Here is a 13,217-nt window from a genome sequence, read left to right as displayed (position 1 = left end):
TGACCAGCTTGTCTCATGAAACACACACTACGCCTGCTCCTGATCGGCTTCCTCTCAATCACAACGGTTTTCGCTCAGAAGACAGCCAGTAAAGAGGAATGGGTTCAGATTTTCAATGGAAAAGATTTAAAAGACTGGGACATAAAAATTGCCGGACGGCCACTCAACGACAATTATCAAAATACCTTTCGGGTCGAGAATGGTATTCTGCGTGTGGCCTATGACCAGTATAAAACTTTTGATTTCAAGTACGGACATATCTATTACAAAAAGCCCTACGCCTATTATCGTGTACGATTCAAGTACCGCTTTTTAGGTAATCAAACCCCCGGCGGCGATTCCTGGAATGTGCGTAATAGTGGCATTATGCTGCACTCTCAGTCCGCAGAAAGTTTGTCGCTTAATCAAACGTTCCCTGTTTCTCTGGAGATGCAGTTGCTGGGTGGTCTGGGTAAAGGAGAGCGCCATACTGGTAACTTATGCACACCTGGAACGCAGGTATTTATAGGAAATAGCCTCCGTCCCGAACACTGCACGGACTCCAATTCGAAAACCTACGATGGTGACCAGTGGGTTACTGCCGAAGCCATTGTGCTGGGGGATTCCCTGGTGCATCATCTCATCAATGGAGACACCGTGTTGACGTACCAGCGGCCCCAAGTAGGTGGCGGTTTTGTCAGTAAAGATCATGACTGGGATGCCGGACGATTTGGCGCCAATGCCGAAAAACACTGGGTCAGTCAGGCTAACACCCCACTTGGCAGTGGATACCTTGCCTTGCAGGCTGAAAGCCATCCCATCGATTTTAAAAACATTGAAGTGCTTGAGCTTAAGGGGTGCATGAACCCGAAAGCGTTGAATTATAAGTCGTATTACGTGAAAGCCGACAATACAAAGTGCCGGTTTAAGAAATGAAACGGGTCACTGCCATCGACGTAACGCGTGGGTTGGTGATGGTTATCATGGCGCTCGATCATGTCCGCGATCTGCTTCATACGCCTGCACTTACCCAGAATCCAACTGACTTCGCTACAACTACACCGGCTATTTTCATGACCCGGTGGATCACTCATCTGTGTGCCCCAACTTTCGTCTTTCTATCTGGAACGTCGGCCTATTTGTCATTGAGGAAGCAGGGTATGACGGTTGAGACAAGCCAGTCGGCGCGACGGTTTTTGCTGAAACGGGGGGTAGTACTCATCCTGCTCGAATTGACTGTTATTAACTTCGCCTTCTGGTTCGACATTCACTTTCAGTCGCTGATGTTGCAGGTTATTTATGCCATTGGTGGAGGGCTAATTATCCTTTCCCTGCTGTCGAAATTGCCCGCGAAACAGGTTGGCCTGATTGGTTTGGTAATTGTGTTCGGGCATAACATTCTCCAGCTTGTACCAACGTTCACGAACCCAGCGGCTAAATTGCTGTGGGCCTTATTTTTTCGAACGGATTTCTTTCCGGTGAGTCCTCACTTTGCGTTGCTGGTCGCGTATCCACTCATTCCGTGGCTGGGTATTATGCTGGTTGGGTATGCCTGCGGTCAGTTGATGGAACGGCCAATGGAGCAGCGGAAACCGCTCTTGCTTCAAATTGGTCTGGGGATACTTTCTTTGTTTTTGGTGCTGCGTTTTCTGAACGTATATGGCGATCCGGCTCCCTGGGCACCACAGAAAAGCGCACTGTTTACGTTCCTTTCGTTTATCAACGTCACCAAATATCCACCTTCACTTTTGTATGCCTTGCTCATGCTCGGGCTGATGCTGGTGTTTCTATACCTCACTGATGGAGCCGACAACCGCTTCACCCGCTGGCTTACGGTGTACGGAAAGGTGCCGATGTTTTATTATATCCTTCACTGGTATCTGGTGCATCTGTCCATGATCGGGATGAGTCTGCTGCAAGGATATTCCTGGTCTGACCTGCCGTCCGGCCCGTTGAATTTCGGCCGGCCGCCCAATGCGGGTATCTCGCTCGAATGGGTCTATGCGGTTTGGCTGGGATTAGTATTATTGCTTTATCCGCTGTGTAAATGGTACGGAAAGTATAAGGCCGCTCACCCTGAAATTAGCTGGTTGCGGTACGTGTAAGAATGGTTGCAGGCTTTAATTGCTTTACCAAATTTGATAGATTAGTTACAGCTGAAACCCGATTACTTATCCAACTGCCGCTGCACATACCGCAACTCGACGTTTTTACGGATGATGAATTAGTCCGGTTCTGTCTGGCTAACCCGGAACTAACTATTGAGCGTGATGAGAATGGTAATCTGTATATTAATATATCTCCTACTCACCTTCTGACGAGCTCGAATAACAGCGAATCAAATACTTAAATCGGTATCTGGAACCGTAAGGCAAAAGCGGGTAAAGTCATTGATTCGAACGGAGGGTTTTTCCTAAACGATAAATCCATGAAAGCGCCTGATGTCGCTTGGATTCGACGCGAACAATGGGATGCTCTCAGCAAGAAAGAAAAACATTCCTTTCCGCATCTGGCCCCGGATTTTGTCCTTGAGTTAGCCAGCGACTCAGATAATATAGAGGTTCTAAAAGAGAGAAAATGGGGAAATGGATCGAAAACGGCGTTCGGCTGGCGTGGCTGGTTGATCCAAATGAAAAATTAACCTACATCTATTGTCCGAACCAGGTTGCCGAAACGAAAGTGTTTACTGGAATACTGTCGGGCGAGGAGGTGATAATTGGCTTTGAAACGGTGCTGGCCAATATTTTGGAAAAGTAAATACAGGATAAATGTCACGTTCTTACAACAGAAAAGCCGGACCATGTTGTCCGGCTTTTCTGTTGTAAGAACGTGTGTAAAAAAGGTCAGTTTCCCAACGGGGCATTACATCGACACGGGCATTAACCGAAATACGTAGCCGGGGTCTTCAACCGACACATACAAATACCCATCGGGCCCTTGTTTGATGTTTCGGACGCGGCCGATGTTGGGCAGCAGTTTTTCCTGTTTAACTACTTTGTTACCGTTCATGACGCAGCGATTCAGGTACTGGAACCGCAACGAGCCAATGAGTACGTTGTCTTTCCAGCCGGGGTACTTCGCACTATTGACGAACGCCATACCCGAAGGCGCAATAGACGGAAGCCAGTAGGTGAGGGGCTGCTCCATGCCCTCTTTGGCCGACAGGGCCGTAATGGGTTTGCCGTCATAATTGATGCCGTACGATATAACCGGCCAGCCGTAATTGCTGCCTTTCTTGACAATGTTGAGTTCATCACCCCCGCGTGGACCGTGCTCGTTCGTCCAGATTTCGCCGGTTATGGGGTGTTTCATCATCCCCTGCGGATTGCGGTGCCCATACGAATAGATCGACGCACGAGCGGTTTTGTCGTTCACAAAGGGGTTGTCTGCCGGTATGCGTCCGTCGTCGTGCAGGCGATGAACTTTACCCAGATCGTTTGTGATGGTTTGCGGATTTTCTTTTTCATTACCCCGCTCGCCTACCGAAACAAACAGGTAACCTTTGTTATCGAACGCCATCCGGGAGCCATAATGGTGCCGGGTTTTTGAATAAGGGAGAGCCTCAAAAATGACCTTCTGGTCGGTTAGGGTAGCTCCCGTTAACTTCGCACACATAACGGCGGTAGTCGATAGTTTCTGGTCGCCCTCGGTCTTTACGGCCGAATACGAAAAGTAGACGAGTTGGTTTTTGGCAAAGTCGGGGTGCAGAACTACATCCAGCAAACCACCCTGCCCTTCGGCCAGCACCGTTGGGCCACCTTTCACTTTAACTTTCTGGTGGCTTTTGTCAATCCGATAGATATCGCCGGAACGGTCGGTAATGAGCAGTTCATCATTGGGCAGGAATGCCAGTCCCCAGGGCGAGCCAAGTCCCGTGGCAATGGTGTCAAGCTTTACCGTCTGGCCTTCAGATGCTAACAGATTGGAGGTGGGCTTGCTGGCAAACTTGTACTGGTCAACAGTTTTCAGGCTTTCGGTAATCAGCTCGGCCAGCGCGTCGATTTCGGATGCGCTCAGCGTGGCTTTCCAGGTCGGCATGCCCAGATCGGGGTACCCTTCCGTAATACTTTTAATAAGGTCGCTTTTCGCGTTGCCGTGTTTCCACTTACGGTCAACAAACGCTTCGACTTTTTCGCCGTGGCAGGAGGAGCAATATGTCGTATAGTTTTCGCGGGCTGTTTTCGCAACCGGCTTTCGGTCAATAAGGAAGCTGCTGAGCAAAAAGACAGCGGCAAATGCAGCGCTGATGGTAAATTTAAGCATGGGTCTCTGTGTAGGGAATGTATCTTCCCGTAAAATGCTATGATTCTGGCTTTTCTACTGATTTTGAATGGGATAGGCCTTTCGTGTTTTCTTTAACCAACCAGTGGAACGCACCAGCGCCGAACGTTTCCGCCCGGCGCCAGTGAAAATCGTAACGAAAGGTGTCGGTTACAACGCTCCCTCCTTAATCTCGTCAACCACGGCCGGGTCGAGCAGGGTGGTTGTGTCGCCTAAATTGCTGGTGTCTCCTTCTGCAATTTTGCGGAGGATACGGCGCATGATTTTGCCGGAACGCGTTTTGGGTAAGCCCGTGACAAACTGAATTTTATCGGGCTTGGCGATGGGGCCAATGACCCGTGTTACCGTAGCCAGAATATCGCGTTTGGTCAGGTCTGCGTCGTGGTCGGACGGTTGCTGATCGGTAATGACGTAAGCATAGATGCCCTGTCCTTTAATGTCGTGCGGGTAACCAACAACCGCGCTTTCGACCACGCCCGTGTGCATGTTAATGGCGTTTTCGACTTCGGCCGTACCGATTCGGTGCCCGGATACGTTCAGCACATCATCCACACGGCCAGTAATCCGATAATACCCATCTTCGTCGCGTAGGCAGCCATCGCCCGTGAAATAAAGACCCGGATAGGTTGCAAAGTATGTTTGGCGGCAGCGTTCGTGGTCACCGTAGGTCGTTCGTAATATACCCGGCCAGGGAAACTTCATGCACAGATTACCGCTTACGCCGTTTCCTTCGATCTCCTTGCCGTTTTCATCGACCAGAATCGGCTGAACACCCGGCAGGGGAAGGGTCGCAAACGTTGGTTTTGTTTTGGTGATACCGGCCAACGGTGAAATGAGAATACCACCCGTTTCAGTCTGCCACCAGGTATCCACAATGGGACAGCGGTTTTTACCGATATGATCGTCGTACCAGTGCCAGGCTTCTTCGTTGATGGGCTCACCCACCGAGCCAAGCACACGTAAACTGCTCAGGTCGTGGTTCTCCACTCTATCCAGCCCAAAGCCCATCAGCGATCGGATGGCCGTTGGTGCTGTATACAGAATGTTGACTTTATGCTTATCTGTTATATCCCAGAAACGGCCGTAATCCGGATAGGTCGGCGTTCCTTCAAAAATTATGGACGTAGCTCCGCAGGCCAGTGGTCCATATACAATGTAGCTGTGGCCGGTAATCCAGCCAATATCGGCCGTGCAGAAATGAATATCGCCGGGCTCATACTGAAACACATTCTGGAAGGTGTAGGCCGCGTAGACCATATACCCACCGCAGGTGTGTACAACACCTTTGGGCTTACCCGTTGAGCCGGAGGTGTACAGGATGAAGAGCATATCTTCGGCGTCCATTTCCTCGGCGGGACAGTCGGCGGTGACCTGCTTTAGCTCCTGCTCCCACCAGATGTCGCGCCCTTTCAGCATCGATACCGGGGTACGGGTACGGGTCAGGACAATCACTCTTTGTACACTTGGGCAGCCGATCAGGGCATCGTCAACCGTGCTTTTGAGCGGAATTTCTTTGTTGCCCCGATAAGCACCATCGGCCGTAACAACCACCTTGCACTGCGCATCATTGATCCGATCGGCAATGCTTTGTGCCGAAAAACCACCGAAAACCACCGAATGTACGGCACCGATCCGGGCGCAGGCCAGCACGGCGATGGCCAGTTCGGGCACCATGGGCATATAAATACAAACCCGGTCGCCTTTAACCACGCCATTGCGTTTCAGCACATTGGCGAACCGGCACACCTGGTCGTGGAGCATCCGGTAGGTTAAGGTAACACTCGCTTCGTTAGGGTCGTTGGGTTCCCAGATAATAGCCGGTTGATCGCCCTGGGTAAGCAGGTGACGATCGAGGCAGTTTTCCGTAATGTTGAGTTTGCCTCCGGAGAACCACTTCACGCTGGGTTCATCGAAGTTCCATTGCAGGGTTTTGGTCCAGGGTTTACGCCACTGAAATTCCTGAGCAATTTCAGCCCAGAAAGATTCCGGGTCTTCTACACTGTGCTTGTAGGCTTCCTGGTACTCGTCAAAGGTTCGGATACGCATAATCAAAGAGTGATTGAGCGATTAAGTAAGAATAAAAGAAGGGGACAAAACTATTCACTCGTTCAATGAATCGCTAATGCACTCTTCAGAATTGTATGCTCTGCAGGAAGCCTATTTGTCAATTACCTGCCTTTTACTCGTTTTTTACCGGTAAGATTGAGCAAGCAAAGCGCGAAATACGGGCTTAGGAAAAAGTAGGAATTGACAGTAAACGGCTAAGGGGACAACCGTTCGATGAGCCAGTTTCCGGCTTCTTTTCGGTACCGGATGCGATCATGAAGTCGGCTGGGGCGGCCTTGCCAGAACTCCAGTACATCCGGAACGACCCGGAAGCCACCCCAATGCGGTGGACGCGGAATAGACTGGCCGTCAAACTGTTCTATAAGTTCACGCTGCCGGTTCTCCAGTACTTCGCGACTGTCAATAACGGCACTCTGGTGCGATACCCATGCTCCAATCTGGCTTCCTCGTGGGCGACTGGTAAAGTAGTCGTCTGACTCCGAAGGGTCAACCTTTTCTACGCGCCCTTCAATCCGGATCTGTCGCTCGAGTTCGGGATAAAAAAAAGTAAGCGTAGCGAAAGGATGTTCGGTAAGTTCGCGGCCCTTACGGCTTTCGTAGTTTGTATAGAAAACAAAACCGGCATCTGACACATCTTTGAGTAGTACAATCCGCCCGTCCGGGCGACCATCCTTCGAAACGGTGCTTACGTGCATGGCATTTGGTTCGGGAACGGCCGCACCAAGGGCAGCCTCAAACCACTCTTTAAACTGGGCAATCGGATCTGGTAAAACATCGGCCGCATCCAACCCGTTTAAAGTGTATTCGTTCCGTAACTTGCTGATAGCTGAAGGCATCTTATTATGTTCGTTAGTGGCTTTTCAATAACTGTACTACAAGAAAATCCGCATATTGTCGTACTTTTGCAAAAGTAATCGGTACGTTCCCAACATGGCAAACGAAGAACAGGAAATTAACCAGCAGCCGGAAACCCCAATCCAGGCAACCGACGTGCTGGCAGTCAATACGCCCGAAGATACCACATCCGCATCGGCAGATGGTTCCGTTTCGGAAGATACTACTTCGGTTGTTTCGGATGAAGCTCCGGCTCCAGAATCTGTAGTCGAAGATAGCACTTCTGTATCCGAACAAACAGAAACGCATTCTGCTGAATCTGAAGAGACACAGCCAGTGGCCGCTAGTGCCGACCCAACAGGTGATTTATCGGTAGAGACACCGGTAGAAGACATAGCGCCGGTTGCCGAAACAGCAACTGAGCCCATTGCCGATACGCCCGCAACGGCAGTATCCGATGCGGGCCAGATGAATGAGTCTGCACCGGTAGCTGGCGATGAGGCTTCTGTTAGCGAAGAGATTACGGCCCAATACGCCGAGTTGGAAGACGCTGAAGATGAGACCGCTGCCCAGGTTTCTGTTGATTATAGCCATTTCACCAAGCAGGATTTCGTAAATCTGCTCGAAACACAAATGGCAGCGATCAGCATTGCGTCGGTCTCGCCGGGTGATTTTAAGAAAGCAGATCAGGTACTGAAGGAAGTGAAGCCACTTTTCGATCAGATGAAGCGGGCTGAGCGGGAAGCTGCTTTGCAGGCATACGTTGCTGAGACGGGTGCTGAAGAAGGATTCGAGTATAAATATGACGATTCTGTACAGCGGTTCGATGAGCTGTACAAGCAAATCAAGAGTCAGAAAAATACCTACTTCCAGAACCTGGATAAAGCGAAGGATACAAACTTTGCCTCTAAAACGGAGTTGTTGACCCGATTGCGTGAACTTGTCGAAACGGATGAGAACAACGCCGGCGATCCAAAAGTTAGCTGGAACGAGTTCAAGAAAATCCAGGACGAGTGGAAAGCGGCCGGGAACATGAACTCCCCGCACAATGCCACGCTTTGGGCTACTTACCACGCGTTGGTGGATCGCTATTACAGCAACCGGAATATTTATTTTGAATTAAAAGAACTCGACCGTAAGCGGAACACCAGCCTGAAAACGGAGGTGATCGAGAAGGTCGAAGCCATGGCGAAAGCAGCGGAAGAGACGCCGGTAACGCGTCAAACCATTGATGAAGCCAATGCCCTGTTTGAAGAATATAAGCATATCGGTCCGGCGCCTAAAGCCGAACAGGAAGTGCTCTGGGGCCGGATGAAAGCCGCGTTGGATGTGCTGTACGACAAACGTCGCGGCCAAACCAACGAGCAGCGGAAAGAGTCGGCGCAATTGTACGAAGAGAAGTCGGCCATTTACGAAGAACTGGTACCCATTACCTCATTTACGTCGAACAGCATTAACGACTGGAACGACAAAACGAAGGCAGTAATGGCTTTGCAGGATCGTTGGAACGGCATAAAAGGTCCGATGCCCCGCGAAGAAGGCAAAGAATTGAGTAAGAAATTCTGGGCTGCTTTAAAGACTTTCTTCCACAATAAAGGCGAATTTTTCCGTCAGCTCGAAAGCAAGCGGGAAGAAAACCTGCGGGCCAAAACTGAACTCTGTGAGCAGGTTGAAGCTATCCTGGCAGCAGGAGAGGAGTCGCCGGAAATTACACAGACGGTTATCGAATTACAGCGCCAGTGGAAAAACATTGGTCAGGTACCGGAGAAACAAAAGAATACTATCTTCGACCGGTTTAAAGCCGCCTGTGATGCGTTCTTTAATAAGAAACGCTCCAAGAATCAGGAAACGGAACGCGAATTTGAGAACAACCTGGTGCAGAAAACGGCTCTGATCGAACGAATCGAAGCAGCCGCAAGCGCCAACGCCGACCTTTCTGAATTGAATGAGTTCAAGAAAGAATGGAACAGCATTGGTTTTGTGCCGAAGAAAGACATGCAGTCGATTCAGAAGCGGTACATCAATGCTGTAAATGCCTTGGTTGGCTCAACCGGTAAAATTCCGGCAAAGGATAAAGAGCGGATCATGCTGCAAAGCGAAGCAGAAGCGTCCCGCTCGGGTGGCCGCGATCGGGATCGTGACTTCGGTCGTGGAAACCGCGACGGTGGTGGCGACAATAAACGGGAGGGTGATATCCGTCGGCGTATTACATCTATTGAGAATGATATCGCTACTTATCGCAACAACATCGAGTTTTTTGCCCGCTCGAAAAACGCCGATAAACTGCGTGCCGAAATTGACAAGAAAATTGCTGATGCAGAGAAGCAACTTGACGACCTCCGTCACCAACTTCGGGTAGCACAAGCCTAATTTTTTGACAGGATTACGGATTTGATTGCCATCATGTTAGCGTTTCAATTCGGCATCCTGTCAAAAAAAGTTTTTACTTTTAGTGCCTCTACTTGCACAAAAGAGCGAAAAAGCCTACTTTTGCATCACGATTCGGAAACGAATTAAAATAAGGAGTCGCCAGTGTCGGATAGCGGTCGATTCCGCCTGATTTGTAATCAGGATGCGCAAGCGCGTCGGGGGTTCGAATCCCTCCACTGGCTCACTAGAAATCAGCCACTTAGCAGAAATGTTAAGTGGCTTTTTCATGTTTGTATGAAACACTGGCTCATCCTTCTCCTGCTTTTTCAGTTTAAACAGTTGACAGCCCAAATCAGCCCTATCGGTTTGGGAACGCTGCAACTGCTTGTTACAAGCCCGGATTCGCTCAATGAGAGTGAATTTACGGAAGATGACCAATCCTATGTGAAAGGAACGATAGCCCTGCCCTGCACGCACATTCGTTCATTTAAAGCCGTGAGTGCCGTAATTGAGGGTGTGGTCATTACAGATGTCAACCTGTATTTTTACGATAATCGCTTATTCAAGCTGTCCTGCCATTACAGTGATGAACTCGAACGGGTTTTTACGAAAAAATTTGGAGCGGGAACGCAAAAGCCCGACCGCCGAGTCGTGCTTTGCTCTAAAGAGAAGCCATTAGTCATTAAGGGTACTCTGTGGCAGCAGAATGATATATTGGCACTGGTTGTGCAATCGTCAGGGTACACGGCCACGTGCGAGCTGGAGAATAAACGAAAGCTGGTTATTACCGGTCAGCGATTAAATGCGCTGGCATCTGACTGTGAACTGAAGTATGCCGACCCCTCCATTGATTCCTTCCTGAACGGGTTGCCCTGAAAGGCCGTTACACGCACCGCGGAGCCTGGAAAAATAAAAACAATGCCAAAAATCTAGCGGCTGAGTCTTAAGGTCTTAACCTCATAAATCGTTTATAACTCTGTTCCACTAAATCAGATAGCCGTTTTTGGGACAATATGGGCGCAACCTGGCACGTATTTTTGTCGTATGAATAGTGCCGACGAAAAATTAATTACCTTCTTCACAGGTCGAAAATTACCCCCCAAAGGCTACTTCCAGATATCCGCCTGGGAGTCAACATTCAACTTGAAAAGTACCGTCGATCTGGCGATCATCGGCCTTCGAGCGGGAGACGGTGCCAGTAGAGACACATTACGACGAATTAGGGAGAAGCTGGAAGCCAGTGCGAAAACAGAGCCGTAACGTATTAATGAACAATAAAAAAATACCCAACCTACAAAGGCAGGCCGGGCATTTATCGATAGGTTGGTAGATGGTGTTTAGACCCTGGTAAAACTACCCCGGTCACCGGTGAAGCGCGTTTATCTATTGAATGACATTATCATGCTTTAATAGAGTACATCTCGGCTGGTAATGCTACTTTGAACAGCTCAGCTATTGGGTCGTTATGCCTAAGCATTTGAACTGGTAAATTATGTGGTGGATATACGCATTACTTTCGGCCTTTTTTGCTGCCCTAACGGCCTTATTAGCAAAAATCGGCATCAAAGGGGTTGACACAAATCTGGCGACTGCCATTCGTACCGTTGTTATTTTGCTAGTGGCCTGGGGCATTGTCTTTTACCGGGGCGGACTGGATTCTCTACCCGGCCTAACGAGGCAGAACTGGGTTTTTCTTACCCTGTCCGGCGGAGCAACGGGACTATCCTGGATTTTCTATTTTAAAGCGCTTCAACTGGGTAAGGTGTCGCAGGTGGCACCGGTCGATAAGCTCAGCGTAGCCATAGCGATTTTGTTGTCGGTTTTGTTTTTGGGTGAAGTACTGACCTGGAAAGCCGCTCTGGGCGCCGTCCTGATAATCGGTGGTACCCTGGTGTTGATCTTGTAACAGAAGTATGTGGGTCCTTTTCAGCCCTGTTTTTACTGAATTTTTAATCCGACAAAAGCGGCTGAAATTCGTTAGTAAAGGACTAAGCTGATTGTGTAAACCCCGAACTTCTCCGTTATGAGCGCTTTTGATCAACTCGTTCCACTACCCGGCAGCGAAAAGACTGTTCCCAACGCTACCCCCCTGCAAACGCTTGACCCGCATGAAGTCCTGACCGTTACCATACGGATTCGTCGCAAAAGGACATTAGACCCACTGGTAAACACGGGCGATTCCGTAACGGAGGTTGTCAGCCGAAGTGAATATGCCAGTCGATTCGGAGCTGATCCGGCCATTGTCAGGCAGATTGAAGCCTTCGCCAGCGCTTATGACCTGAGTCTGGTAGAACAGAGTCTTGCCCGGCGCAGCGTCTTGTTGCGGGGAACGGTGGCGCAAATGGAGCAGGCTTTTGGGGTGTCGCTTGCCAATTACCGGATGGCTGACGGGACCGTGTTTCGGGGTCGAACCGGCGTTATCAACGTACCTGTCGAACTGGTCGGGCATATTGAGGGCGTGTTTGGACTGGACGACCGGCCACAGGCACGGGCGCACTTTCAGGTATATAAGCCGGAAAGCGGGGGAAAGGTGGCCCCTAGGGCGGGAGGTATTTCCTATACACCACCTCAATTGGCAAAGCTTTATAATTTCCCGACTGGGGTGACCGGTAAGGGACAATGCATTGCCATTATTGAATTAGGGGGCGGTTTTCGTACGGCGGACATTAAAACGTATTTTAGTAGCCTCGGACTCAAACCACCGACTGTCGTTGCCGTGTCGGTTGATGGAGGGCACAACTCACCCAGTACTGCGGATAGCGCCGACGGTGAGGTCATGCTCGATATAGACGTTGCGGGTGGTGTGGCACCGGGGGCAAAAATAGTGGTTTATTTTGCTCCCAATACCGATCAGGGTTTTTTGGATGCCATTACGACGGCTATGCACGATACGAAGAATAAGCCGTCGGTCATTTCCATTAGTTGGGGAGCCGCCGAAAGCAACTGGACGCCCCAGGCGCTAACGTCGTTTAATCAAGCCTTTCAGGCAGCAGCGGCTTTGGGTATAACCGTGTGTGCCGCTGCGGGCGATACCGGCTCCGACGATAGTGTGGGCGATGGGAAAGCACACGTTGACTTTCCGGCTTCGAGCCCGTTTGTGCTGGCTTGTGGCGGTACAAAACTCACGGCCAGCGACAGCACTATAGCGTCGGAAGTGGTTTGGCACGAAAGCAAAACCAGCGCAACGGGGGGCGGCATCAGCGACGTGTTCGACCTGCCTGATTACCAACAGAAAAGCCATGTTCCGCCATCCGTTAACGATAAAACCCGAATCGGTCGGGGTGTTCCGGATGTAGCTGCCGTGGCGGACCCTGCTACGGGCTATGCCGTGCGGGTTGATGGTAGTAACCTCGTGTTTGGAGGGACAAGTGCAGTGGCTCCCCTCATGGCCGGACTAATTGCCCTTATCAACCAGCAGCGGGGTAAAGCCGTTGGGTTTATCCATCCCCTCATTTACACCAATACGGGGGTATTTAGAGATATTACCCAGGGAAATAATAGTACAACAACAGGGAATAAAGGCTATTCGGCGACTTCGGGTTGGGATGCCTGTACCGGGCTTGGCGTTGCCGATGGCAAGAAATTAGCCGGTGTTTTAACCAGTGCACCCATTGCTTAACCCGATTGTACTCTATTCCGATCGTGTGCCCGCCACGAAAATCAATTGAAGTGATACAGTAGAACCG

The 13,217-nt window shown here is 50.1% G+C and carries 11 protein-coding genes and 1 tRNA gene; 9 read left to right on the top strand and 3 right to left on the bottom strand.

All coding sequences use genetic code 11. The features are described from left to right. The first annotated feature begins 15 nt into the window (after nt 1–15). The 3 genes from ACYVJM_RS05820 to ACYVJM_RS05810 all read left to right on the top strand — a co-directional run bounded on the left by ACYVJM_RS05820 (nt 16) and on the right by ACYVJM_RS05810 (nt 2,620). Nucleotides 16–915 (top strand): 3-keto-disaccharide hydrolase, encoded by a 900-nt coding sequence (locus tag ACYVJM_RS05820; RefSeq protein WP_461147250.1) that lies wholly within the window; start codon nt 16–18, stop codon nt 913–915. Beyond that, complete coding sequence (locus ACYVJM_RS05815) at nt 912–2,084, top strand: DUF1624 domain-containing protein (RefSeq protein ID WP_461147249.1); 1,173 nt, start codon at nt 912–914, stop codon at nt 2,082–2,084. Before ACYVJM_RS05820 ends, ACYVJM_RS05815 begins: the two co-directional genes overlap by 4 nt. Nucleotides 2,085–2,329: 245 nt before the next feature. After that, nucleotides 2,330–2,620: a Uma2 family endonuclease gene (locus ACYVJM_RS05810; protein ID WP_461147737.1), complete on the top strand. Its 291-nt coding sequence runs from the start codon at nt 2,330–2,332 to the stop codon at nt 2,618–2,620. 221 nt (nt 2,621–2,841) lie between these two features. On the opposite strand, the gene ACYVJM_RS05805 is transcribed toward ACYVJM_RS05810, so the two are convergent. The 3 genes from ACYVJM_RS05805 to pdxH all read right to left on the bottom strand — a co-directional run bounded on the left by ACYVJM_RS05805 (nt 2,842) and on the right by pdxH (nt 7,163). Next, nucleotides 2,842–4,242, bottom strand: coding sequence for a PQQ-dependent sugar dehydrogenase (locus ACYVJM_RS05805; RefSeq protein ID WP_461147248.1), 1,401 nt, complete (start codon nt 4,240–4,242; stop codon nt 2,842–2,844). 168 nt (nt 4,243–4,410) lie between these two features. Then, the gene (acs, locus tag ACYVJM_RS05800) at nt 4,411–6,306 is read right to left on the bottom strand and encodes an acetate--CoA ligase (protein ID WP_461147247.1); all 1,896 of its coding nucleotides are present in this window, start codon (nt 6,304–6,306) and stop codon (nt 4,411–4,413) included. Nucleotides 6,307–6,521: 215 nt separating this feature from the next. Then, nucleotides 6,522–7,163 (bottom strand): pyridoxamine 5'-phosphate oxidase, encoded by a 642-nt coding sequence (gene pdxH / locus ACYVJM_RS05795; RefSeq protein WP_461147246.1) that lies wholly within the window; start codon nt 7,161–7,163, stop codon nt 6,522–6,524. Nucleotides 7,164–7,257: 94 nt separating this feature from the next. On the opposite strand from pdxH, the gene ACYVJM_RS05790 reads away from it, so the two are divergent. The 6 genes from ACYVJM_RS05790 to ACYVJM_RS05765 all read left to right on the top strand — a co-directional run bounded on the left by ACYVJM_RS05790 (nt 7,258) and on the right by ACYVJM_RS05765 (nt 13,150). Continuing rightward, complete coding sequence (locus ACYVJM_RS05790) at nt 7,258–9,531, top strand: DUF349 domain-containing protein (RefSeq protein WP_461147245.1); 2,274 nt, start codon at nt 7,258–7,260, stop codon at nt 9,529–9,531. Between the two features lie 158 nt (nt 9,532–9,689). After that, nucleotides 9,690–9,773, top strand: a tRNA-Thr gene (locus ACYVJM_RS05785). Between the two features lie 52 nt (nt 9,774–9,825). After that, nucleotides 9,826–10,407, top strand: a complete 582-nt coding sequence (locus ACYVJM_RS05780) for a hypothetical protein (protein ID WP_461147244.1) — start codon at nt 9,826–9,828, stop codon at nt 10,405–10,407. 168 nt (nt 10,408–10,575) lie between these two features. Continuing rightward, complete coding sequence (locus ACYVJM_RS05775) at nt 10,576–10,791, top strand: hypothetical protein (protein ID WP_461147243.1); 216 nt, start codon at nt 10,576–10,578, stop codon at nt 10,789–10,791. 232 nt (nt 10,792–11,023) lie between these two features. Continuing rightward, nucleotides 11,024–11,437 (top strand): EamA family transporter, encoded by a 414-nt coding sequence (locus ACYVJM_RS05770; protein WP_461147242.1) that lies wholly within the window; start codon nt 11,024–11,026, stop codon nt 11,435–11,437. Between the two features lie 117 nt (nt 11,438–11,554). Next, nucleotides 11,555–13,150: a S53 family peptidase gene (locus ACYVJM_RS05765; protein WP_461147241.1), complete on the top strand. Its 1,596-nt coding sequence runs from the start codon at nt 11,555–11,557 to the stop codon at nt 13,148–13,150. Nucleotides 13,151–13,217 lie beyond the last annotated feature (67 nt).

The sequence above is a fragment of the Spirosoma pulveris genome (assembly GCF_054781875.1).
The sequence above is the reverse complement of the archived record's forward strand: the minus strand, read 5'-3'. Positions and strand labels throughout refer to the sequence as shown.